The sequence below is a fragment of the Streptomyces sp. NBC_00876 genome, assembly GCF_045207435.1.
Taxonomy (GTDB): domain Bacteria; phylum Actinomycetota; class Actinomycetes; order Streptomycetales; family Streptomycetaceae; genus Streptomyces.
The window spans coordinates 4,355,545-4,377,698 of the sequence record NZ_CP108800.1 but is presented as its reverse complement, the minus strand read 5'-3'; the positions used below and the strand labels follow the sequence as shown (position 1 = coordinate 4,377,698).

Below are 22,154 nucleotides of genomic sequence, written 5' to 3'. Positions count from 1 at the left end.
GCACCTCACGCGCCGGTGTCCGAGTCGAGGGCCTCGGTGATCGCGTCCACGCAGTCCTGGTCGAGCATCGTCGTGACATGGGCGTCCTGGAGCTTGCCGAACCCCGCGTCGTACACCGCCGCACTGACCACATAGCCGCCCGGCAGGGCGAAGGTGCGGAAGGTCCACTCCTGCCCGGTGCCCGCCGTGCCGTCCGGCCGCTGCACCCGTACGGGCCGGCCGTCCGGGCCGAAGCCGAACTCGGTGAAGCGGAACTGCATGCCCTGCCCGATCGCCTTGCTGTACGCCTCCTTCAGCGTCCACAGCCGCACCAGCGCACCGTTGCGCTCCTTCTCCGGCATCCCGGACAGCAGGACCGCCTCGTAGGGCGTGCAGATGTGCCGGACGAGTCCGCCGCCGTACATGTCGCGCTCGGCGCGCTCGGCGTCCACCCCGATCAGCCCGCAGGTGGTCAGCCCGACGAGCAGCAGGTCCTCGGTGTGGCTGAGGCTGATGTCGATCTGGTCGCAGCCGCGCAGATACGGGCGCCCGGTCGGCCCGTAGGCCAGTTCCAGGTCGGCCGGTTCACTGGCCAGCACGGCTCCCGCCGCGTGCTTGAGGAGCATCCGGGAGGCGACGTAACGGCCGCGCACATCGGCGTGGGTGAGGTCGAGGTAGCGCGTCCAGTCGCGCCCCAGGAGCTCGCGCAGCCCGTCACCGGACGGCACCTCCGGCTCCAGGTCCTTCAGCCACGCGTAGGCCAGCGCGCTCCCGTGGGTGGCGAGGTCCTCTCTGACCCTGTCCCACGAATCACCTCCGGGAACCACGGCGACGGGCTCACCGAGCGGTGAACCGAGCGTGAGGCTGCCCGGGGCGGTCATCCGTACTCCTTCACGAGCGTGTGAATGTCCCGGAGGCTGCGCGCCTCCAGCAGGCGGTGCACCGGTACGCGATGGCCCGACTCCTCCAGGAGGGCCACCAGCCGGAGCAGGTTCAGCGAGTCCCAGCCGGGCAGGTCCGTGAGGGCGGTGTCCGCTCCGGCGGGTCCGTCGACGTCCAGGCCGAGGTCGTCCCCCACGGTCCGCAGGAAACCGTCGAGGCCGAGCGGATCAGCGGAGCTCATCCAACTGCCCTCCGGACTCGGTGACGCGTACATGGCCCGGGACGTCCGGAAGCACCGTCAGATCGTGGTGGAACTCGAGAGCACCGTCCCCGTCCGCCTCCCGGTCCGGGAGATCACGGGCGACGAACCCGCAGGACGGATAGAAGTCCCGGACCCGGTGGTTGCGTACGGTGGGTACGTAGCGGGCGCTCACTGTGTTCAGTCCGAGGCGCCGGGCCCTTCTCAACAGTAAGGCGAGGAAGGCCTGTTCGATGCCACGGCCGAGCACCCGGCAGCTGATCCACAGGTTGTCCAGCCGCCACATCCCCTCGTCCACGGTCACCAGCACGGCGCCGGTCAGACCGTTGTCGCCGAAACGGTCGGCGCTGCGCGCCGCCAGCAGCAGCTGCCGGCCGGGCCCGCCGGCCAGGGCCGTCAGCCCGGCCTCCGAGTGGCCGCCCCCGGTGAGGTTGAACTGATTGGTCCGCAGGGTCAGCTGGGAGATGCGGCCGAACTCGTGCGGACGGGCCGGGCCGACCTCCAGAGCGAGGTCCAGGGCTTCCAGGAACTCCTGGTGGGAGCCCGAACCGGCGTGCAGGTCCCGGCGTTCCCGGCGGGCCCGGTACTCACCGGTCCTGGCCCGGTCCTCCTCGGTCAGGCTCATCGCGTCGAACCAGCCGTCCGCCAGCAGCCGCTCCACGTGCGAGGCGGGATCCTCGCCGAGCGGCACGACGGCGACCTCGGGCAGGCCATGGCGCACCTGCGCACGCTCGGCCGGTGAGTCGTCGGCGAAGACGAGTGCGTCGGTGCCCAGATCCAGCTGCCGGGCGATGTCGGCGAGATTGGCGTCCTTGGGCTCCCAGTTGGCGTTGACCGCCACGAAGTCCGTCCCGCGCAGCACCAGATCGGGATGGCCGGCGAGCACCCGGTCCACCTGCTCCTGGTCGTTCTTGCTGCTCACGGCGAGCAGTACGCCCTGGGAGGCGAGCTGCCCGACGCATCGCTGGAAGGCGCCGAAGGCCTCCCCGCGCAGGGTCCCCGCGGCGGCGATGCCGTCCGGGCCCTCCTCGCCGAGCACGCCGTCCCACAGGGTGTTGTCGAGGTCGAGCACCAGGCACTTACGGGTCGCGCCACGCAGCGACCTGGCCAGATGGCCGGCCTCACGGGCGTAGGCGGCGAGGAGTTCCGCGCCGAGCTGCACCTTGGCGTACCGGGCCAGACGCGGGTCGGTGACCGGCCCGCCCTCACCGATCAGGGGCTCCAGGTCGATCACCACCAGTGCGGGCCACTGCTCCGTGAGGCGCAGCAGCCGGGCGTTGAACTCCCGCCACACCGCGCCGAGCCGGGCCCGGGAGCGGTGGTCGACGAGCTGGTGGCTGCGGCTCCGCGGCAGCGGGAGGGTGTTGAGCACCAGGGTGCCCGGGGCGGCAGCGGCCAGCGCGGCGCACCGGGCCAGTACCTCCTCCGCGGCCGCCGCCACGTCCTCGGGTCTCCACACCCCGGGGACCTGGGAGAAGAGGGTCTCGGCGTCCAGTAAGCACAGGGTGAGGTCGGGGGCGGCCGCGTGCAGCTCCCCGGCCGGGTCGGTGAGGTCGCGCAGATAGGTGCCGTGCTCGCCGAGGACCGGGCGCAGGAGCATCCCGTGGCGGGCCAGTTCGCCCCTGAGCGGGTCGAGGACCTGGCCCACCGTGGACTGCCCGGTGACGGCCACCGTGACGACGGGGACCGCCGGATGGTGAGCCAGCACTCCATCGGGGCCGACGGTGGCGAGCAGCCGGCCGGCCGCTGCGGCGTCCGGCAGCCCGCCCCCCGGCTCCTCCTGCGCGAGCACCGCCGCGACCTGGTCGTACTCCTTCTCCAGCAGACCTCTTCTGCGCAGATCACGCAGCCGGTCCAGGGCCGTGGTCATCCGTGCCTCACACCTTCTCCAGGGCGAACCCGGCTCTGATCCACCTGCTGGACTCCACGCACAGGCCCAGCGCGCGGTCCCCCACCGTGAACCGGGGCAGCAGCCGGTCGAGTTGGAGGAACGGCAGGGCGTTGCCCGTGTTGCCGGTGTCGGCGACACAGGAGATCTGCTGTGCGGGGCCGGCCGGCAGCCGTTCCACGATGCGTGCGGTCATCCGCTCGGAGAGCTGGGGCGGCAGCAGGAAGCCGACCTCGTCGAGGCTCCAGCCGAGGCCGCCGAGCAGCTCCCAGAGGATCTCCGCGGCGATCGGGGGCACCTGCTCCTCGATCGCCTTGTAGTCCTCGGCGAGCATCGGCCGGTCCGAGTCACGGTCCGTGATCCCGTACCAGTCGATGAGCTGGCCGGGCGGCCGGCCGCGCCCGGTCCAGGAGTTCAGCACCGCCCGTACGGCGACCCGCTCCCCCTCCGGCTCGTCGGTGAGGACGGCGGCCCCGGCCCCGTCGCCGAACAGGACGTAGTTGACGAGTTCCCCGGTGGGGATCCTGGCCGTGTCCCTGCGGGGCGACAGGAACCGGTGCGTGACGTCGCCCCCGATGATCAGGCCGGCCCGGCGGCCGCCATGGATCAGGCTGCGGCCGAGGTCGAGCGCCTGGACGGCGCCGGAGCAGCCGGCCTGTATCTGGTAGACGGGCAGGTGGTCGAGGCCGAGCCGGTCGGCGACCTCCGTCGCGGTGGTCGGCAGAAGGGTGTCCGGGGTGGCGGTCGCGAGCACCACGAACTCGATGTCGGCGGCGTCGAGCCCCGATGCCTGTACGGCCCTGGCCCCGGCCTCGGCGCACAGATCGGCGAGGGAGCCGCGGACCTCCCCGGTGACCGGGTCCCAGCCGAAATGCCGGGTCCTGGTGCCGACGAAGAGATCGATCCACTCCCTGCTGACGCCCAGCATCGCGCCGAGCACGGTGTTGTCCACCGGGTCGCCGGGCAGCGCCGTTCCGGTCGCGGCGATATGGACGGCGCTCATGCCGACCTCGCCATGATGACGCCGTCGAGGAACTCGGCGAGCGAACCGACCGAGCGCAGCGCGGGCAGCAGACGCTGGACGGACACCTCTCCGACGCGCGGGAGGCGGGCCTCCACCCGGTTCTTGAGCTGCATGATCATCACCGAGTCGAAGCCGAGGTCCTCGTGGAACCGGGCCTCGCGCACCACACGCTCCGGGGGGTACCCGCCCACTTCGGTGACCGCCTGGACCACCGCCAGGAGCACCGGGTCGCCCGGGTCCGCGTCCGTGACCGCCGCCGGCCCGGCCCGCCGTTCCACCACGGGCGGCCGCACCGCGGCAAGCGGGGCGGGCACGTCGCTCGCGGGCATCGGCGGCCGGTCCCAGTAGCGCTGGGCGGACGAGAACACGTACGGGGCGAGCGGTTCGGCGGTCCGGTGCTCCGGCGCGTACAGCTCCTCCCAGCGCGGGTCCACGCCGCAGCGGTACAGGGCGGCGACCACCTCCGCCAGGTCCCGGCCGGTGCCCTCGGGGCCGGGAGCGGGATGCAGGAGTTCCGCACCGCCCGCCCGCCCGCCGCGCACGGCGATCTGCGTGAGCTGCGGCCGCGCCCCGATCTCGATCAGATGCGTCGGGGCGATGTCACCCACGAGCGCCCCCAGCGCGCTGTCGAAGAGCACGGGTTCCTCGGTCTGGCCGGCCCAGTAGCCGGCGTCCATGGGCTCGTCCCGCAGCATCCGGCCGTGCCGGGACGAGGCCACCGGCAGCGCGGGCGGCGCACACCGCACCGGGGCCTCGCGCAGCCCGGCGGCGGCCGGGGCCATCAGGGGCGAGTGGAAGGCGTGGGCCGCCGCCGGTTCCCTGACCCGGATCCCGAGCCCGGCAAGCTCCTTGCCGATCCGGGCCAGCGCGTCCAGGGGACCGGACAGGACCGTGTCCGCGGGGCCGTTCAGCGCTGCGGCCACCACCTCCGGCTCCCCCGCCAGCGCGCCGGCCAGCTCATCGGCGCCGGCGGCCACGGCGAGCATGCCGGCGCCACCCGGCAGCCCGGCCGTCAGCCGGGCGCGCAGGACCACCAGGCGGGCGGCCTCGTCCAGGGCGAGGGCGCCCGCGGTGACGGCGGCGGCGTACTCACCGAGGCTGTGGCCGAGTACGGCGGCCGGGGCGACGCCCAGGCCCGTCAGCGTGCGGGCGAGGGCGACGCCGACGGCGAACAGGGCCGGCTGCACGGCCTCGGGCCGGTGCGCCAGGTCCTCACCGCCGAGGATCAACTCCCGTATCGAGAAGCCGAGGTGGGCCCCGATCGCCTCGTCGGCCTCGTCGAGGTGGCGGCGGTAGGCCGGCGACTCGCGGTAGAGCCCCGCCGTCATGCCGGGGAACTCGCTGCCCTGGCCGGTGAAGAGGAACGCCACCACGGGCCGGCCCCAGGGGCGGTCGGTGGGGACCGCCGCGTCCGGTGACGCGGGGGTCCGCAGGGTGACGGCCCGGCGCAGCTGCGCCGCGAGCTCGCCGGTGTCGCGCACGGTGACCGCGAACCGGTGCGGCAGGCCGGTCTTGACCCGGTTGCTGCTCCGGCACAGGGCGGCCGCCCCACCGTTCGGGCGGGCGGCGATCGCGTCGGCCTGCGCGGCGAGGTTGCGGCGCAGCGCCTCGGGGGTGTCGGCGCTGACGGTGAACACACCGGCGGCGTCGGCGCGTTCACGGGCCGGGACGGGCGCGGCCTTCGGGGTCCTGGGCGCACTGGCGAGCACGGCGTGGGCGTTCGTGCCGCCCATGCCGAAGCTGCTGACCCCGGCGATGTTCTCCCCGCGCGGCAGCCGCGTGGCGGACTTCAGCAGCCGCAGACCCCGCTCGCCCAGCCGCAGCCGGGAGTTCTCGCGCTCGGCGAAGAGGCTCGCGGGGACGATGCGGTGGTGCAGGGCCAGCGCGGTCTTGATGAACCCGGCGATACCGGCCGCGCCCTCGGTGTGGCCCAGGTTGCCCTTGACGGAGCCGATCGCGCAGGGGGTGTCGCGCGGGATGCCGTGCACCGACCCGAGGGCCGCGCACTCGATGGCGTCGCCGAGCACCGTTCCGGTGCCGTGGGCCTCCACGAAGGCGACCCGGTCGGGGGTGACACCGGCCCGCCGGTAGGCCGACTTCAGGACGCGCTCCTGCGACCAGCGGTTGGGGGCGATCATCCCGTTGCTGCGGCCGTCCTGGCTGACGGCGCTGGAGCGCAGCACCGCGTAGACGCGCTGGCCGTCGGCGAGCGCGTCCTCCAGGCGGCGCAGCACCACCAGTCCGACGCCGTCGCTGCGGCCGATCCCGTCGGCGTCGGCGCTGAACGGCTTGCAGCGTCCGTCGGCGGCCGCCAGTCCCAGCTGTCCGTAGACCATGCCCAGCGAGGGCGACAGCACGATGTTGACCCCGCCGGCCAGCGCGGTGTCGCACTCCCCGGTGAGCAGGGAGCCGGCCGCGAGGTGGACGGCGACCAGGGAGGAGGAGCAGGCGGTGTCGACGGCGAGGCTCGGCCCGGTGAGGTCGAAGTGGTACGAGATCCGGTTGGCGGCCATTCCGGCGCTGCTGCCGGAGCCGAGCAGCGGGGTGACGCGGGTGAGGTCGCTCATGGTGAGGCGGCCCCATTCGCCGCCCATCACACCGATGAACACCCCGGTCTCGGTGCCCGCGAGTTCCCCGGGGGCGCGGCCCGAGTCCTCCAGGGCCCGCCAGGCGCACGGCAGCAGCAGCCGGTGGTGCGGGTCCATCGCGGCCGCCTCGTGCGGGGTGACGGAGAAGAAGTCGCTGTCGAAGACATCGGCGTCGTCGATGAAACCGCCGCTGTCGCCGACGGCGGGGAAGTCCCGTGCCTCCCAGCGCTGTCCGGGAACGGGGCCGGTGCCGGCCCCGCCGGACATCAGCAGGTCCCAGTACGCCCGCACGCCCGCCGCTCCGGGAAACGCACAGTCGATCCCGACGACGGCGATGTCGCCCATCAGTGCCGGCCCTGTGCGGCGGCCGTCTCCGCGACCGGGCCCGTGGACGGGTCCGGAAGTACGGCCGTCAGATGGCGGACGAGGCTCGTGACGGTCGGGTAGTCCCACAGCAGGGTCGGCTCGACCTCCAGGCCGAACTCGTCCTCCAGGTCCCCGCACAGGCTGAGTGCCGCCACCGAGTCCATGCCGTACTCGGCGAGCGGCACCGTGGGGTCGATGGTCTCGGGCGCCCGCCGCAGGTAGAGCGAGAGGCGGGCCGACAGCCACTCGTACACGCCGTCGGCCTTCGCGGTGTCGGCGGCCACGGCGTGCCGGCCGGTGGGAATGGTCATGGCGGGACTCCTTCGGTCAACCCGGGATCGGGGTCGAGTAGAGGTCGTAGCTGGTCCGGGTGGAGAAGCGGAGCTGGACCTCGTGCCGGAGCCGCGTCTCGCACTCCGCCGGGAGGTCGGTGACGCGGGTGCCGAGCCGCCGGCAGATCCGGTGCAGTGCGGCGGCGGCCCAGGACGGGTCGGCGAGGAACGGGTCGCAGCCGTAGCGGGCCTGGTCCCACACGCCGAGCACGGCGGCCCCGGCCAGCAGCAGCGTGTACCGGTCCATGAGGGCGAACCTGGCGGGCTGCGCACCGGCGGCGGGCCCGGCGGCCTCCAGCCTCAGCACCCGGCCCCGGACATCACGGAACTCCTCGACGAGCAGCCCCGCGAGCGTGCGCAGGGCGCGCTCCACGGGGCCCTGGCCACTGATGCCCGCGGCGACGGCGAGCATCGAGGCGCTCAGCGAGTCCCGGCCGCAGGCCAGCGCCAGCCGGTCGGTGCGCAGCGGCGGCAGATCCCCGTCCAGCCGGAACAGCCCGGCGGGGGCCTCGTCCTCGATGAACCAGGACCCCCGGGCCAGCCGGGGCATCTGCGGGATGACGGTGGCCTGGCAGGCGACGGTCCCGGCGTGGCCGAGGCTGAGCACGGGCACGTCCCTGACGTGTTTCTGGAAGATGCCGAGGGTGCCCTCGCGGGTGTAGAAGTCCGAGCCCAGCACGATGGACAGGTCGTACATCGTCTCGGTCAGCACGCGGGGCAGCAGGTACTTGAGCGCCGAGGAGTAGACGCTCGTCTCGGCGGGCAGCAGGTGCAGGGCGCGGGTGGCGACCACCGCGAGACTGTCGTAGAGCAGCAGGCTGACGAAGGCGTTGGTGAGGGCCGCGCCGGTACGGCTGCCGTCGGTGCCGCGCGCCTGCCAGCCGCCGGACTGCTCCCGGTCGATGCGCACGGCGGTGCGCAGGCTGGTGTCGAGGGCGGCGACGGCGGTCGCGGCCATCACCGTCCGGCTGATCTGGAAGGAACGCAGCGCGGTCTCGATACCGCTGCCCTCGGGGCCCAGCAGCGCGGAGCCGGGCACCGGGCAGTCGTCGAACTCCACACCGGCGAAACGGCAGCCGCGCAGCCCGACGGGGGTCCGGCGGGCGGTGACGGCCGCGCGGGCGTCCGCCAGCTGTCCGGGCTCCAGCAGCAGCACCGAGTGGCTGCGGCTGCCGGGAGCCGGGTCCGTACGGCAGAACAGGACGAGCGCGCCTGCCCGTTCCAGGTTGTTGACCAGCGGCTTGCCGCCACTGATCAGATAGCCGCCGGAGCTGCGGCGGGCGGTGACCTGGCTGCGGACGTAGTCGTTGCTGTGGGCGGTCTCGTGCTGGGCGATGGCCGCCCTGCCGCCCTTGCGCAGCAGCCCGGCCAGCCACTGCCGCTGCCGGGAACTGCCCGCGGCCCATACGTCGGACGCGGCCATGAAGGTGGTCATGCCGTGCCCGACGGCCAGGCCCACGTCCCGGCGCATGACCGGGCGCATGACCCTGACCAGGGTGTCCATCGCGTCGAGCCGGCCGCCGAGCGAGCGCGGGACGTACTCGTCGACGATCCCGAACTCATCGAGCAGCGCCTCGCCCTCGGCGAAGGGCACCGCCGCCCGGTCGGCCTTGAGCAGCGCGGTGTACCCGGCCGGGTTGGCCGGGTCCGACGGGTCGCCGAGCAGGGCCTCCAGGCCGGCGACGCGGGCCCGGACGGCGCTCTCGCGCCGCTGCGCGGCAGCCGCGGCCTCCGGCCGCTCGCCGAGCAGGCCCGTCACCACCGCCTTCCTCCGTCGGCTCCTTCCGGCCGCAGCAGGTCGCCTCCGAACAGCACGTCCTCGGCGCGGGCCAGCGCCCACACGTCGGGGGTGAGCACCTCGTACTCGCCGCGCACCGCACCGTCGAGGAAGAGCTTGCGCATCAGGGTGCGCTGGACCTTGCCGCTGCTGGTGCGGCGGACGGCGCCGGGGCGTACGAGCAGGACGTTGCCGGCCGGGATCTCGAACTCCTGGCCGATCAGGGCCTGGATCTTCTGGGCGACCGTCCGCAGCTCGGTGCCGGCGACGCCGCGCACCTCCTGGACGAGGACGAGGTGCTCGCGGCCGGCGTCCACGGAGAACGCGGCGCCCGCACCGAAGGTCAGGGCGGGGCTGACGGTCCGCGCCGCCCATTCGACGTCCTGCGGGTACACATTGCGGCCGTTGATGATGATGACTTCCTTGAGCCGCCCGGTGACGAACAGCTCACCGTCCACCAGCATGCCCAGGTCGCCGGTGCGCAGGAAGTTGCTCTCCTCGTCGTTGAGGCTGGCCCGGAAGGTCCGTACGGTCTCGGTGGGGCGCCGCCAGTAGCCGCGCGCGATGCTGTAGCCGCGCAGCCAGATCTCACCGACGGCGCCGGGCGGCAGCTCGTGGTGGGTCAGCGGGTCGACGATCCGCACCTCCATGTCCACGGGGGCGCCGCAGCCGATGAGCGTCTGCCGGCGTGCCTCCGTCCCGGCCCCGGCGACCCGGTCCTGCTCCAGCTCCGTCTTGTCGAACACCTTGCGCGCGTGCGGGGTGCCGGGAACGCCGCCGGAGACGACCAGGGTGGCCTCGGCCAGTCCGTAACAGGGGCGCAGGGCCTCGGGGCGGAACCCGGCCGGGGCGAAGCGCTCGGCGAACGCGTCGAGGCTCTCCGCGCGCACCGGCTCGGCGCCGTTCAGGGCCAGGCGCCAGCGGGACAGGTCCAGGGCGGCGATCTGGTCGTCCTTGACGCGGTGCACGCACAGGTCGTAGCAGAAGTTGGGGCCGCCGCCGACGGTGACGCCGTACTCGTCGATGGCCTGGAGCCAGCGCAGCGGCCGCCTGACGAAGGACAGCGGGGTGACCTGGACGCTGTGGCTGCCGAGGAAGACCGGGTGCAGCAGATGGGCGACCAGCCCCATGTCGTGGAAGTAGGGCAGCCAGCTCCCGAAGACGTCCTCGCCGGTGGTGTGCAGCAGCTTCTGCAGGGTGGCCTGGTTGGCGAGGAGGTTGCGGTGCGAGACCGTCACCCCGCGCGGTTCGGAGACCGAGCCGGAGGTGTACTGGAGGAAGACGAGGTCGTCGGGGCGGGCGGCGACGGGCCGCCACTGCTCCGGGTCGCCGATGCCGGGCACGTCGGTGACCTGACAGGCGGCGCCGGAACGGGAGTTGCGGGCGAGCCACAGCGCGACCTCGGGCGCGGCGGAGGTCTCGGTGAGCACCACCTGGGCACCGGTGTCCTTGAGGACGGCGGTGGTGCGGTTGAGCCGCTTGTCGCGGCCGGCCTCGCCCGGCAGCGGGACGGGGACCGCCACGGCTCCCGCGTACAGGCAGCCGGCGAAGGCCTTGAGGAACTCCACCGTCGAGGAGTAGGCCAGCAGCACGGGCTGTCCGGCCGCCCCGTACTCCTGGAGGCAGGCCGCGATGCGTCTCGCCTCCCGGTCGAGCTCTCCGTAGGTGAGGTGCTCGGCCACTGCTCCGCCGGCGGTGTCGCGGAGGAAGATGTGCACGTCCTTCTCGGCGAGTTCGGCCGTCCGGGCGCGGAGCAGTTCGGTGAAGGTGGCGAAGCGTGGCTCTGACATCCGCGGCATCCCCTCGCGTGTGCGGGCCCGTGGATGGTGCGGCCCTCGTTCCCGCCGATCCTCCGCAAACGTCCTTAAGGTTCGCTTGCGCGGGCCGCCGGTCAGCGGCTGCCGGGCTGCCTCTCAGGGGGCGACAGGGGTGCTCGCGGGCCGGGGGGAAGGGCGAGGCTCGGTCCATGAACACTCACACCGAAACCGGGAGTGCGCCGGGCACGGCGATCGTCTTCCCCGGGATGCAGCCGACGGCCTTCTCCGAGGTCGCCCGATTCATGCTGGTCAACCCGTACGCGCGCGAGCTGTACGCGATCGCCGACGAGACCCTGGGATACCGGCTGGCCGACCGCTACCGGGAGACCGAGGGCGACTACTCCGTGTACGGGCAGATCTCCTTCGTGGTGAACTGCCTCGCCCTGGCCCGCTGGGCCGGTGAGCGGCTGGGGATCGAGCCGTCCATGGTGACGGGACCGAGCTTCGGCGCCCGCGCCGCCGCCGTCCACGCCGGAGTGCTCGGCTTCACCGACGCGGTGACGATGACCGCCCGCCTGGCCGACACGATGGAGGAGTACTTCACCCGGGAACACCCCGCCCTGGTCACCCAGTCGATCGCCCGGGTGCCGCAGGACAGGATCGAGGAACTGCGCGGGGAGCTCCAGGAGCGCGGTGAGTGGAGCGACATCTCCTGCGTCGTCGACCACGACTTCACCATGCTCACCGTGCACGAATCGGTACTGGACTGGCTCCAGCGCAGGATCCGGTCGTTCGGCGGGATGCCGATGTACACGATGAAGCCGCCCATGCACTCGCACCTGTTCGGCGGGCTGCGCGACCGGGTGGCCGAGGAGATCTTCGACGGGCTCACCTGGTCCGACCCGCGGCTGCCGGTCGTCGCCGACCAGGACGGCCGCATCGTGACCACCGGTGCGGGGGTGCGCGAGATGCTGCTGGACGGCTTCGTCCGCACGGTGCGGTGGCCCTCGGTGGTCTCCACGCTCCAGGAGGCGGGGGTCGGCCGGCTGTACGTGTCCGGCGCGGACGGGCTGTTCACCCGGGTCGCGTGCACCACCCGTGCCTTCGAGGTGGTGCCGGTGACTCCCAGGTCGGCGATGCGTCCGCAGCGGCGGCGGCTGCCCGTGGCCGCCTGACGCCTCCGGGCACGCACAACGGCGGGAGTGGCCGGCGCCTCCTCGGCGCCGGCCACTCCCGCCCGCTTGCTACAGGCCGCTTGCTACTGACCGTCCACGCTGAAGGCGTAGAAGGTGCCCTCGGTGCTGCTTCCCGTGGTGCCGGCGCCGGCGGAGAACCGGGCGTACCCGTTGCCCCAGTAGACGGTGCCGTCGACGACCGCGGGTCCCGCGTTCGAGGAGTACGGCGCGGTGAAGTCCCACAGGTAGGCGCCGGTCGCCGCGTCGAGCGCGTACATGTGACCGCTGGTGGATCCGCCGAAGACGACGCCGTTCGCGGCCGTCAGCGCGCCCCAGGCCAGTCCGTCGGTACGGTCGGCGACCTGCCACAGGATCTTGCCGGTCTGCGGGTCGAGCGCCGCGAAGGAGCTGCGCGTGGTGGTGGTGCCGTCGGCCAGCTGGTAGGCCAGCCGGTTGAAGTTGGCCTCGGCGATGTAGATCCGCTTGTCGTCGTTGGCCGTGCCCCACTCGATGCCGCCGACGTGGCCGCCGGGGCCTGCCGCCGCGCTCCAGACCACGGCTCCGGTGGAGGCGTCCATCAGCCAGTACTCGCCGCTCTTCTCACCCGCGCCGATCACCTTGCGGGGACGGCCGTTCGGGCCCTTGATGGTGAACAGGTGCGCACCGTCGCCGAAGTCGTAGTCGTAACCGGGGTTCGGCGGGCAGTTGTTGGGCGGGAAGCCGGGGAGGCAGCCGGTGTTCCAGGCGTCGAAGCGCTTGGCTCCGGTGTTCCACTTGATCCGGCCGGTCGTCATGTCGAGCGCCAGCACGGTGTCCACGTAGTTGTCGGCCGCGTAGCACTCGGCGGGAGTGCCGCCGGCCGTCTGGCAGTCGGAGACCTCCTTCGGAACGGTGTAGTTGTTGCCGGTGGTGAAGTACACCGTGTTCGTCGACGGGTCCAGGGCCGGGGTGCCCCAGACGGCGACGCCGCTGTAGCCGCCGGCCACGCCCCCGTTGTCCGGGGTCGTGTACTGGCGCCACAGCACCTTGCCGGTGGCCGCGGAGATGGCGTTCACACTGCCGCGGAAGGTGCAGCAGGGGTACGCGGGGTCCAGTGCGCCCTCGGACTCACGGGAGGAGACGCCCTGGTAGATCACGCCGTTGTGCACGACCGGCGACTGCGTCAGCACCGCCTTGGACTGGGTGTCGATCTCCCGGGACCACACGAGGTCGCCGGTGGTCGCGTCGACCGACATCAGGACGGCCTTCGTCCAGTCGGCTATGTAGACCCTGCCGCCCACCACCGTGGGACTGGACCGGGAGACGGAATCCGCGTCACCGGTGTACTCGGACACCTTGTGCGACCAGATCGGACGGCCGGTCCTCGCGTTCACCTTGTGCAGATAGCCGCCCCAGTCGGGGAAGTAGACGGCGCCGCCCACCACCGCCGGGGTCGCCGACACATCACCGTGGGTGGCGTACGTCCACTTGGCCTTCAGCCGGTTCACGTTGTACTTGTTGATCACCTGCTCCTGGGAACTGGAGCGGCTGTTGCCCAGGTCGTGACCGCCGGTCGGCCACTGGGCCTGGGGTACGGACGCGTTGACCGGAGCGGTGCCCAGCGTGGCCGCCAGCGCGAGTGCGGCGAGCAGCGTGAACCTGCGGACCGTCTTCCGCAGGGACCAGGGTCTTGTGTACATGGCTGACTGTCCTCCTGGGGACGTGAATGACGGGGTCGTTCCTCGGGCTGCCCGGGCCGCTGTCCGGCCGCTGCGCCCGCTGAGGGGGCGGAGCACGCGGTGCGGTCCCTCAGCCGGGTTCATGGGACGGGCACCGGCACCCGGGTGCCGTGCCGTTCGGCCGCCAGCGCGGCGAGCGCCAGCCGGTCGGTCTTCTTGTTGGTGTTGAGGGGGAACTCGTCCAGCCGGTGGAAGTGGCGCGGGATCAGCTGGGCGGGCAGCACGGTCTCCAGATCGCGGCGCAATTCCCGCGGCGAGCGTTCCTCGCCGAGGTAGAAGGCCACCAGTTCGGTGCTGTTGGCCACCGGTACGCCGACCACGACGGCCCCGCCGACCGGTGAGGCGGCGCGCAACGCGTGCTCCACCTCGGCCAGTTCGACGCGATAGCCCTGCACCTGCACCTGGGAGTCCATACGGCCCAGATAGACGAGCTCACCACCGGAGAGCCGGCGGACGCGGTCACCCGTGCGGTACCAGCGCACCCCGTCCTGCTCCAGATACTTGCCCAGGCCGTCCTGCGGATCGAGATAGCCGTCCGACAACTGCGGCCCGGCCAGCCACAGTTCACCCTCATCGGCGGCGGGCTCACCGTGCTCGTCGAGCAGCAGCTCCGCATGACCGTCGTGGAGCAGGCCGAGCGGGACCACCCCGTTGACGCCGAGCCGGGTCGACTCCTCGGGCGACCAGCGGTGCCGGTGGGTGGTGATGGTCATCTCGGTCGGCCCGTAGACATTGATCACCGCCGATCCCGGCGCGGCCCGCTGCCAGGCGTCGGTGTCCTCGAACTGGAGGGCCTCCCCGCCGAAGAACGTCCAGCGCAGCGACGGCATCCGGCCCGGCACCAGCCGGCCGGTGCGGCGGGACAGCGAGATCACGCTCGGCGCGGAGAACCACACGGTGATGCCGTTCTCGGCCACGAAACCCGGCAGGTCGCGGTAGGCGTGCGGGGAGACGGAGACCAGCGGGGCGCCGGCCGCCCAGGCACACCACAGGTCCGAGACCGCCGAGTCCCAGTTGAGGTTGGCGGCCTGGGAGAAGACGTCCGCCTCGGTGAAGTCGTACCAGTCGTCCATCAGGGCGAAGTAGTGCGCCATGTTGCCGTGGGTCAGCCGGACGCCCTTGGGCCGGCCGGTGGACCCCGAGGTGAACAGGACGTACGCCACGTCCCCGGGTGCGGCGGAGCGCGGCGCCCGCAGCGCGGTGTCCGGACCGGCCGTCAGCGGCAGCAGCCCGGTGCCGTCGGCCAGGGCCCGCGCCCCGGCGCCGTCGAGGTGGGGCGCCAGCACCGGCAGGCTCCCGAGCTCCGCCCCCATACCCCCGGCGAGCAGGGCCGCCCCCTCCTCGTCCACGACCAGGGCGGAGACCTGCGCTGCGCCGAGCATCGAGACGACCTTGCCGGCCGGGAAGTCGGCCGGGACCGGCACCGCGGGAAGTCCCGCGTACAGGCTCGCCAGAATGGCGAGGTACGCGACGGGGCTGCGGCCGGCCAGGATGCCGACGGCCTTCGGCGGACCGCCGGGGGCGGCCAGCAGCGCACCCGCCCAGGACAGGGCCGTCTCATGGGCACGCGTGTAGTCGACGGTCTCCTTGCCGACGCGCACCGCCACCCCGTGCGGCGATTTCTCCAGACCGCGCAGGAAACGTGCGTGCAGCGCCTCTGACGCCAATGATTCCATTTCCGCTCCTCATTTCCCGGCACATTCACGGGACACGTTGACAGCCATCGACGGCCGCCCTCATCATTCCCTTATGCCAGAACTCACGAATCACACCTGGGACGAAGCCTTCGAGGCCGTCATCCGCCCGTTCCTGCCCTATCTGTCCCCCGGCGAAAAGCTCGCCGACAATTCCCCGCTCAAGGACCTGGGGCTGGACTCGATGGGCACGATCGAGCTGCTCGCAGCGCTGGAAAGCACCTACTCCGTGCGCTTCCTGGATGACGCGCTGAATCTGGAGAATTTCGCGAGCCCGGACATTCTCTGGAATACGCTGATAACCAAAACAGAATCCGCCGCGTGAGAAAAAGCACTCACCGCACGGCCCGGCACGGATATCCCATCCGAGTCGGGCCGCTCCTTTTTGCAGAAACCGCCGGATCCACAGAAACCGCCGGATCCACAGAAACCACCGGATCCACAGAAACCGCCGCAGCTCCTACAGAAGCCGCTGGAAACTGTCCTCGATGCGGTCCAGAACGGACCGGACATGCGGCAGCGCGAGCGGGTCCTCGGCGGCCAGCGCCATTTCCTGCTGCTCCGCGTTCTCGCCGTACAGCATGCTGGTGGCGCACTTGAACCGCAGCGCCCCGGCCTCGTCGCCGAGCAGATGTCCGGCCAGGACCACGATGCCCAGGTCCAGCATCCGCCGGGCCAGCGACGCCGAGTCGTCCACGCCGTGCTTGGCGAGCTCCTCGCGGACCGGCTCGAAGTCGGGGTAGACGTAGAAGGCCCCGGTGGGCGGCCGGCAGCGGGCTCCGGCGCCGACGGCGATGCGGTGGACCTCGCGGGCGACGGCCCCGTGCAGCCTGGCACTGACGCGCAGCCGCTCGCGGACCTCCTCGGGCTCACCGAAGGCGTACTCGGCGACCTCCTGCATCGGTCCCGCCAGCGTCGACCACACCTCGCTGGCCACGGAGACCACTCCACTGCGGATCCACTCGCCCCACGGGCCCTCGGGGAAGCGGGCCACCCCGATGCGCCAGCCGCCCACGGCCAGGCTCTTGCTGAGACCGGTGGCGACCACGGTGATCCCGGGCGCCACCTCGGCGGGGCTGAGGTAGTCGGCGGCCGGATCGTGCATGACGTCCCGGTAGATCTCGTCCGAGACGATCAGCAGTCCCTCCTCCTCCGCGATCGCGCACAGTTCGCGGATCATCGCGGGCGGGGCGAGGGTGCCGGTCGGGTTGTCCGGCAGGGTGAGCACCATGATGCGCGGATCGTGGCCCAGCGTCCGGGCCGCCCGGATGCACTCCCGCAGCGCGTCGGGGTCCGGCACCCCGCCGCACTCCTCGGGGATCGGCACGGCGATCGGGTGCTTGCCGGCCAGCCGGGCCTGCGGCGCGTACGTGTTCCACGCCGGGCGGGGCAGCAGCACATCACCCGGGACCGCCAGATTGATGGCCATGAGCAGCGGCTTGCTGCCCGGGGCGACCACGATCTGGTCCGGATCGGTGGGCAGCCGGCGGCGCCCGAAGTAGCCCGCGGCCGCGGCACGCACCCCGGCCGAACCGGCCACCGGGCCATAGGCGTTGCGGTGCGCCCCCGCGGTGAGCCGTTCCACGAGCGGTCCGAAGGCGGGAAGCCTGGACTCGCCGAAACCGAGGTGGATCAGCTGCTCACCGGCCGCCTGACGCTGCGCAACCAGCTGGTTGAGCGCCAGGTTCGGAGACATCCTCATGTCGCTCATGCCTGGCTCCCCACCGCTGCGGCCGCCCTGGTCCCGAAGAGCTCGGGTTCGCCCGACCATACCGGCCCGGCGATCGCGCGGGCTATGTCGGCGGGGACCGAGCGGTCGAACCGCAGCTCGTCCAGCCAGGCGGCGTCGGGGTCGTAGTGCGCCAGGAACGGACGGCCGACGAGCGAGGGGTCGCGGGCCTGCATCATGCGCAGCTGGAAGAAGCGGCCTTCGGGCTTCTCGATGATCCCGTCCACGGCCACCTTGCCGGGGGTCGCGGACATCACCGGGCCCCGGACCGTGCGGGCCAGTCCCGGCAGGGCGCTGTAGGCGTCACGGTAGATCTCCGCCGCGCGGGCGAGCGGCACCCGGAAGTAGTCGTGCGGGCCGGTGTCGCGCTCCACGAACATGTAGTACGGCACGGCGCCGGCCGCGAGTTCGGCCCGCCACATCCGGCTCCAGACGTCCGGGTCGTCGTTGACCTTGGCGATCAGCGGGGCCTGGCAGTAGACCAGGGCGCCGGTGGACCGGATCCGGGCGATCGCCCGCTGGGCGAGGTCCGTCTCGAGCTCGCGGGGGTGGCTGAAGTGGGCCATCACGGCGAGGTTGCGCCCGGAGGCGATGACCTTCTCGAACAGCCGCAGGACGTCGTCCGCGTCGGGGTCGGTGACGTAGCGCTGCGGCCAGTAGGCGACGGACTTCGTACCGATCCTGATGGTCCGTACGCTCTCCAGGGAGAGCAGCGGCTCCAGGTGGGTGCGCAGCCGCTCGGTGGTCATGACCATCGGGTCGCCGCCGGTGACGAGGACGTCGCCCGCGTCGGGGTGGGCCTCCAGGTAGGACATGAGCCCGCGCGGGTCGGGGGCGGCGAAGCGCAGTTCGGTGTCACCGACGAACTGGGCCCAGCGGAAGCAGTAGGTGCAGTACGCGTGGCAGGTCTGGCCCTGGCTCGGGAAGTACAGGACCGTCTCGCGGTACTTGTGCTGGAGGCCGGGGATCTCGACGCCCTCACGAGTGGGGACGTTGAGTTCCTTCTGCCCGGAGGGGTGCGGGTTGAGCCGGCCCCGGATCTGCTGCACCAGGGCGCGCAGGGCGACCTTGGCGGCGGGGTCGGCGGAGAGGGCGGCCAGATCCCGTTCGTTCTGTTCGGTCAGCATCCCCCGTTGCGGGAAGACGAGTTGGAACATCGGGTCGTCGGGGATGCGGTCCCAGTCGATGAGCTGCGACAGCACGTACTCGTTGACCCGGAAGGGCAGCACCATCGACACGAGCCGGACGGTCTCCCGTATGTCGGCGGGCAGGCCGTGGCGGTCGGCGATCTCATCGAGCTGCCGTGGTCCGTAGGCGCGGAACCGTGCCGCCTCGGCCGAATCGGTTGCCAGCAGGGACATGCGGATATTCCTCCAGCCTGGTGCCTGGCAGTTCGAGCGTGTGCTCGAACACGATGCGATGCTAGGGACGCGAATCGGCCACCGGACCCCAGAACCGACCCCAGCCCTACCCTTACGACGGCCCCCCGCCCCACGGGTCCGGACATGGCGAAGCCGCCCAGGAACGACGGGGGTTCGGCCCTGGGCGGCTGTCTGCGGACCCGGCCGGAGCCGGGGTCGGACGGGGTTACGCCATGCCGGTGCCGGGCTCCTGGGCGGCGGCCTTCGGAGTCTGTGCGGCGTCGGCCGCCGGCTCGGCGGCGCGCGCGTTGTCGTGCTGCACGGAGCGCAGGCCGATCAGGGCGACCACGGCCGCACCGGCCATCACCACCGCACCGGCCACCGACGCGACGTGCACCTCGGTGGTGAACGCGGCACGGGCCGCGTCGACCAGGCTTGCGGACGCGTCGCCCGACAGCCTGCCGGCCGCGGCCAGCGCACCGCCGATGGTCTCCCGCGCCTGGTCCAGCGCGCCGGCGGGCACCCCGGCCGGGGCGTCCAGCTCGTCGCTGTTGCGGTAGGCGGCGGAGCCGATGCTGCCGAGGACGGCGACACCGAGGGCGCCGCCGAGCTCCTGGCAGGTCTGGAGCAGCGCGGAGGCGGTACCGGCGCGCTCCGGCGGCACCTGACCGACGACGAGTTCGGTGACCAGGGTGAGGACCGGGGTGAGACCGACCGCGAGCGCGATGATGCCGATCAGGATCAGCACCAGGCCGTCCTTCTCCGGCACCTGGGTGAGCATCAGCAGGGCGACGGTGGCGAGCCCGAACCCGCTCGCGATGATGACGGCCGGCCGGACGGTGCGGACGAGGACGGTGGCCAGCGGCACGACGGCGCCCACCGCGAGGGTGCCGGGGATCGTCCACAGCGCGGACTTGAGGGCGCTCATCCCGAGGACCGACTGCATGTACTGGGTGGAGAAGAGCGAGTAGCCGACCAGGGTGAAACAGGCCAGCATGTTGACGGTCACCGAGGCGCCGAAGGCCTTGTTGCGGAACAGGGAGATGTCGATCATCGGGTCGCTGCTGGTGCGCTGACGGCGCAGGAACACCGGGACGAGGGCGAGTCCGACCACGATGGCGACGGCGCTGGTGACGGAGAAGCCGTCCGCGGCGATCTTCTTGAAGCCGTAGACGACCGGCAGGATGACGGCGAGCGAGAGTGCGGCGCTGACCAGGTCGAACTTCCCGGCCGCGGCGTCCTTGAACTCCGGCAGCAGGAACGGCGCCGCGACCAGCAGGAGCAGCATCACGGGAACGTTGATGAGGAAGACCGAACCCCACCAGAAACCGGCCAGCAGGGCCCCGCTGACCACCGGGCCCAGCGCCGCGCCGGCGGCCATGCCGGTGGACCAGACGGCGATGGCGGTGCGGCGCTGGGTCTGGTCGTGGAACAGGTTCCGGATGAGGGCGAGTGTGGACGGCATCAGGGTGGCGCCGCCGATGCCCTGGAACGCGCGGGCGCTGATCACCATCTCCGGGCTGGAGGCGTACGCGGCGAGCAGGGAGCCGCCGCCGAAGACCACGGCACCGATCAGCAGCAGCCGGCGGCGGCCGATGCGGTCACCGAGCGCACCCATGGTGAGCAGGACCCCGGCCAGGACGAAGCCGTAGATGTCGATCATCCACAGCTGCTGGTTGCCGGACGGCCTGAGGTCCTCGCTGATGGAAGGGATCGCGAAGTAGAGGACGGTCAGGTCCATCGAGACGAGCAGCACGGGCAGGAGCAGGACGCCGAGGGCGATCCACTCCTTGCGGCCCGCTGTGGGCTCCGTTCCGGAAGTGCCGTTCTCGCTCTGGGAGCTGGTCATGGGAGCAGTCCAATGCTGTGGGGTAGGGACGTAGGTACCAGTGAACGGAAAGACCTGCACGGCAGAGCCCTCCCTGCACCGGAACAGGGGTGGGAACAGGGACCTGAATAGGGGTGGGTACAGGGGTCGGGGCCCGGACGCGATGCCCGGACCCCGGCCGCCTCCGTACCCCGCTCAGCCCTCCGCGGCGACGAGCGCCGCCAGGGCCCTGCGGTCGGTCTTGCCGTTGGGGGTGAGCGGGAGCGCGGGGATCAGTTCGACCTTCCGGGGCACCATGTAGTCCGGCAGGGTCTCCTTGCAGAAGGCGCTGACCGCCACGGGCCGGGCGTCGAAGTCACGGGCGGGCACCACGTACGCGTACAGCTCGGGGTCCTCGCCCGGCCGCGGCCGCACCACCACGGCGGCCGCCTCGACGCCCGGGAACTCCACGAGCCGGCGCTCGATCTCGCCCAGCTCCACCCGGTTGCCGCGCATCTTGACCTGGAGATCGGAGCGCCCGACGAAGTAGAGCTCGCCGCTCTCGCCCCGGTAGGCAAGGTCGCTGGACTTGTACACGAGCTGCCCCGACCTCGGGTTGAGGGGATCGGGTACGAGCACGGACCGGGTGGCCTCGGGGTCGTCCCAGTACCCGGTGAAGAGCGAGGGCCCGCGCAGATGGATCTCACCCACCGCCCCCGGTTCCTCCACGGGCCTGCCGTCCTCGTCGATCAGGAGCATCTCCGCGCCGGGGTAGGCGAATCCGATGGACAGCTTGTCGATGCCCTCGGGCAGCGGGCTGGGCACATCGGTGAGGGAGAACGCCATCGCCTCGGTCGGGCCGAAGCAGTTCACCACCCGCACCTGCGGCAACAGGCTCTGCAACTGCCGCAGTTCGGGCAGCGGGAACGCCTCTCCGGAGAACAGCACCCCGCGCACCTGCCCGGCCAGCGCGGCCAGGCCCTTGGGTTCGTGACGCAGCAGGGGCCGCCAGATGGACGGGACACCGTCGACCTGGGTGGCTCCGGTGTCGGCGAGGAACCGCAGCAGCCTGCGCGGCCAGTGCATCAGTTCGCGCGGTACGGGGATCAGCTGGGCCCCGGAACCGAGGGCCAGGCCGATGTCCAGGAGCGCGAAGTCGAACTGGAGCGGCGAGGTGGTGGCCAGCCGGTCCTGCGCGGTGACGATGGAGTGCCGGAGCATGCCCCGGTAGAAGGAGAGAACCCCGCGGTGGCTCATGACCACACCCTTGGGGCGGCCCGTGGTGCCCGAGGTGAAGATCATGTACGCGGCGTCGGTGGAGACCGGTTCGCGGCGGTGCCGGGTACGCGGCACCGGGGCCCGTTCCACGACCACCCCTTCGGGGCCGAAGCGCGCCGTCCCGATGGACTCGGGCACCCCCTCGCGCACCCCCCGCACCGTCTGGAGGTGCAGGGCGGGTTCCGCGGTGGCGGCGATCGCCAGCAGCCGGGGGGTGGGGACGTCGGGGCTCACCGGGATGAAGGTGAGCCCGAGCATCGAGCAGGCGAGCAGTGCGGCCACGGCCGAGGCCGAGTTGTCGGACTCCAGGATCACCCGGTCCCCGATGTCGAGGCCGAGCGAGTCCAGGGTCACTGCGTAGTCGTGTGCCCTGCGCTCCAGCTGACGGTAGCTCAGCACCCGGTGCGTGCCGTCGTCACCGGCCTCCCAGGCGGCCGGGCTGTCCGGCGCGGTCCTGGCCGCCGCCAGCATGAACTCGTGGATGCGCTCCGCCGGTCCGGCGACCGCTGCCGGGTTCTGTGTGCTCAGGCTCATCGCCCG

At 72.2% G+C, this 22,154-nt stretch carries 16 protein-coding genes; 2 read left to right on the top strand and 14 right to left on the bottom strand.

The window, feature by feature from the left end; translation table 11 throughout:
• Window positions 1-5: 5 nt before the first annotated feature.
• Genes OG782_RS19020 through OG782_RS18985 form a run of 8 tightly spaced genes read right to left on the bottom strand, consistent with a single transcriptional unit; the run spans window position 6 to window position 10,894 of the window.
• Window positions 6-860 (bottom strand): 4'-phosphopantetheinyl transferase family protein, encoded by an 855-nt coding sequence (locus OG782_RS19020; protein ID WP_406452513.1) that lies wholly within the window; start codon window positions 858-860, stop codon window positions 6-8.
• Window positions 857-1,102 (bottom strand): phosphopantetheine-binding protein, encoded by a 246-nt coding sequence (locus OG782_RS19015; protein ID WP_406452512.1) that lies wholly within the window; start codon window positions 1,100-1,102, stop codon window positions 857-859. The genes OG782_RS19020 and OG782_RS19015 overlap by 4 nt, the downstream gene beginning before the upstream one ends.
• A complete protein-coding gene (locus tag OG782_RS19010) occupies window positions 1,089-2,990 on the bottom strand; it encodes an HAD-IIIC family phosphatase (RefSeq protein ID WP_406452510.1) in 1,902 nt (633 codons plus the stop codon). The genes OG782_RS19015 and OG782_RS19010 overlap by 14 nt, the downstream gene beginning before the upstream one ends.
• Before the next feature lie 7 nt (window positions 2,991-2,997).
• Window positions 2,998-4,011, bottom strand: coding sequence for a 3-oxoacyl-ACP synthase III family protein (locus tag OG782_RS19005; RefSeq protein ID WP_406452508.1), 1,014 nt, complete (start codon window positions 4,009-4,011; stop codon window positions 2,998-3,000).
• The gene (locus tag OG782_RS19000; RefSeq protein ID WP_406452506.1) at window positions 4,008-6,965 is read right to left on the bottom strand and encodes a type I polyketide synthase; all 2,958 of its coding nucleotides are present in this window, start codon (window positions 6,963-6,965) and stop codon (window positions 4,008-4,010) included. The genes OG782_RS19005 and OG782_RS19000 overlap by 4 nt, the downstream gene beginning before the upstream one ends.
• Window positions 6,965-7,297 carry an acyl carrier protein gene (locus OG782_RS18995; RefSeq protein ID WP_406452504.1) on the bottom strand — a complete coding sequence of 111 codons (333 nt, stop codon included), beginning with the start codon at window positions 7,295-7,297 and terminating at the stop codon, window positions 6,965-6,967. The genes OG782_RS19000 and OG782_RS18995 overlap by 1 nt, the downstream gene beginning before the upstream one ends.
• Window positions 7,298-7,313: 16 nt before the next feature.
• Window positions 7,314-9,077, bottom strand: coding sequence for an acyl-CoA dehydrogenase (locus tag OG782_RS18990; RefSeq protein WP_406452502.1), 1,764 nt, complete (start codon window positions 9,075-9,077; stop codon window positions 7,314-7,316).
• On the bottom strand, window positions 9,074-10,894 hold the full coding sequence (locus OG782_RS18985; protein ID WP_406452500.1) for a fatty acyl-AMP ligase: 1,821 nt from the start codon (window positions 10,892-10,894) through the stop codon (window positions 9,074-9,076). The genes OG782_RS18990 and OG782_RS18985 overlap by 4 nt, the downstream gene beginning before the upstream one ends.
• A gap of 167 nt (window positions 10,895-11,061) precedes the next feature.
• On the opposite strand from OG782_RS18985, the gene OG782_RS18980 reads away from it, so the two are divergent.
• The gene (locus OG782_RS18980) at window positions 11,062-12,027 is read left to right on the top strand and encodes an ACP S-malonyltransferase (protein ID WP_406452498.1); all 966 of its coding nucleotides are present in this window, start codon (window positions 11,062-11,064) and stop codon (window positions 12,025-12,027) included.
• Between the two features lie 83 nt (window positions 12,028-12,110).
• On the opposite strand, the gene OG782_RS18975 is transcribed toward OG782_RS18980, so the two are convergent.
• Both OG782_RS18975 and OG782_RS18970 read right to left on the bottom strand, forming a co-directional pair.
• A complete protein-coding gene (locus tag OG782_RS18975; RefSeq protein ID WP_406452496.1) occupies window positions 12,111-13,706 on the bottom strand; it encodes a PQQ-binding-like beta-propeller repeat protein in 1,596 nt (531 codons plus the stop codon).
• 119 nt (window positions 13,707-13,825) lie between these two features.
• Window positions 13,826-15,421 carry an AMP-binding protein gene (locus OG782_RS18970; protein WP_406452494.1) on the bottom strand — a complete coding sequence of 532 codons (1,596 nt, stop codon included), beginning with the start codon at window positions 15,419-15,421 and terminating at the stop codon, window positions 13,826-13,828.
• A 73-nt stretch (window positions 15,422-15,494) separates the two neighbouring features.
• On the opposite strand from OG782_RS18970, the gene OG782_RS18965 reads away from it, so the two are divergent.
• Window positions 15,495-15,764 (top strand): phosphopantetheine-binding protein, encoded by a 270-nt coding sequence (locus OG782_RS18965; RefSeq protein WP_406452492.1) that lies wholly within the window; start codon window positions 15,495-15,497, stop codon window positions 15,762-15,764.
• Between the two features lie 135 nt (window positions 15,765-15,899).
• Here OG782_RS18965 and OG782_RS18960 read toward each other — a convergent pair whose 3' ends face one another.
• The 4 genes from OG782_RS18960 to OG782_RS18945 all read right to left on the bottom strand — a co-directional run bounded on the left by OG782_RS18960 (window position 15,900) and on the right by OG782_RS18945 (window position 22,148).
• A complete protein-coding gene (locus tag OG782_RS18960) occupies window positions 15,900-17,150 on the bottom strand; it encodes a pyridoxal phosphate-dependent aminotransferase (protein WP_406452490.1) in 1,251 nt (416 codons plus the stop codon).
• A complete protein-coding gene (locus OG782_RS18955) occupies window positions 17,147-18,529 on the bottom strand; it encodes a KamA family radical SAM protein (protein ID WP_406452488.1) in 1,383 nt (460 codons plus the stop codon). The genes OG782_RS18960 and OG782_RS18955 overlap by 4 nt, the downstream gene beginning before the upstream one ends.
• A 226-nt stretch (window positions 18,530-18,755) precedes the next feature.
• Entirely contained in the window at window positions 18,756-20,378 is a 1,623-nt protein-coding gene (locus tag OG782_RS18950; RefSeq protein WP_406452486.1) for an MFS transporter, read from the bottom strand.
• 174 nt (window positions 20,379-20,552) lie between these two features.
• Window positions 20,553-22,148 carry an AMP-binding protein gene (locus tag OG782_RS18945; RefSeq protein WP_406452484.1) on the bottom strand — a complete coding sequence of 532 codons (1,596 nt, stop codon included), beginning with the start codon at window positions 22,146-22,148 and terminating at the stop codon, window positions 20,553-20,555.
• Between the last annotated feature and the right edge of the window lie 6 nt (window positions 22,149-22,154).

Coding starts and splice junctions, on each gene's coding strand:
- OG782_RS19000 (WP_406452506.1), bottom strand. CDS start 6,965: ATGGGCGACATCGCCGTCGTCGGGATCGACTGTGCGTTTCCCGGAGCG.
- OG782_RS18945 (WP_406452484.1), bottom strand. CDS start 22,148: ATGAGCCTGAGCACACAGAACCCGGCAGCGGTCGCCGGACCGGCGGAG.
- OG782_RS18985 (WP_406452500.1), bottom strand. CDS start 10,894: ATGCCGCGGATGTCAGAGCCACGCTTCGCCACCTTCACCGAACTGCTC.
- OG782_RS19010 (WP_406452510.1), bottom strand. CDS start 2,990: ATGACCACGGCCCTGGACCGGCTGCGTGATCTGCGCAGAAGAGGTCTG.
- OG782_RS18950 (WP_406452486.1), bottom strand. CDS start 20,378: ATGACCAGCTCCCAGAGCGAGAACGGCACTTCCGGAACGGAGCCCACA.
- OG782_RS18975 (WP_406452496.1), bottom strand. CDS start 13,706: ATGTACACAAGACCCTGGTCCCTGCGGAAGACGGTCCGCAGGTTCACG.
- OG782_RS19020 (WP_406452513.1), bottom strand. CDS start 860: ATGACCGCCCCGGGCAGCCTCACGCTCGGTTCACCGCTCGGTGAGCCC.
- OG782_RS18955 (WP_406452488.1), bottom strand. CDS start 18,529: ATGTCCCTGCTGGCAACCGATTCGGCCGAGGCGGCACGGTTCCGCGCC.
- OG782_RS18995 (WP_406452504.1), bottom strand. CDS start 7,297: ATGACCATTCCCACCGGCCGGCACGCCGTGGCCGCCGACACCGCGAAG.
- OG782_RS18980 (WP_406452498.1), top strand. CDS start 11,062: ATGAACACTCACACCGAAACCGGGAGTGCGCCGGGCACGGCGATCGTC.
- OG782_RS18970 (WP_406452494.1), bottom strand. CDS start 15,421: ATGGAATCATTGGCGTCAGAGGCGCTGCACGCACGTTTCCTGCGCGGT.
- OG782_RS19015 (WP_406452512.1), bottom strand. CDS start 1,102: ATGAGCTCCGCTGATCCGCTCGGCCTCGACGGTTTCCTGCGGACCGTG.
- OG782_RS18960 (WP_406452490.1), bottom strand. CDS start 17,150: ATGAGCGACATGAGGATGTCTCCGAACCTGGCGCTCAACCAGCTGGTT.
- OG782_RS18965 (WP_406452492.1), top strand. CDS start 15,495: ATGCCAGAACTCACGAATCACACCTGGGACGAAGCCTTCGAGGCCGTC.
- OG782_RS19005 (WP_406452508.1), bottom strand. CDS start 4,011: ATGAGCGCCGTCCATATCGCCGCGACCGGAACGGCGCTGCCCGGCGAC.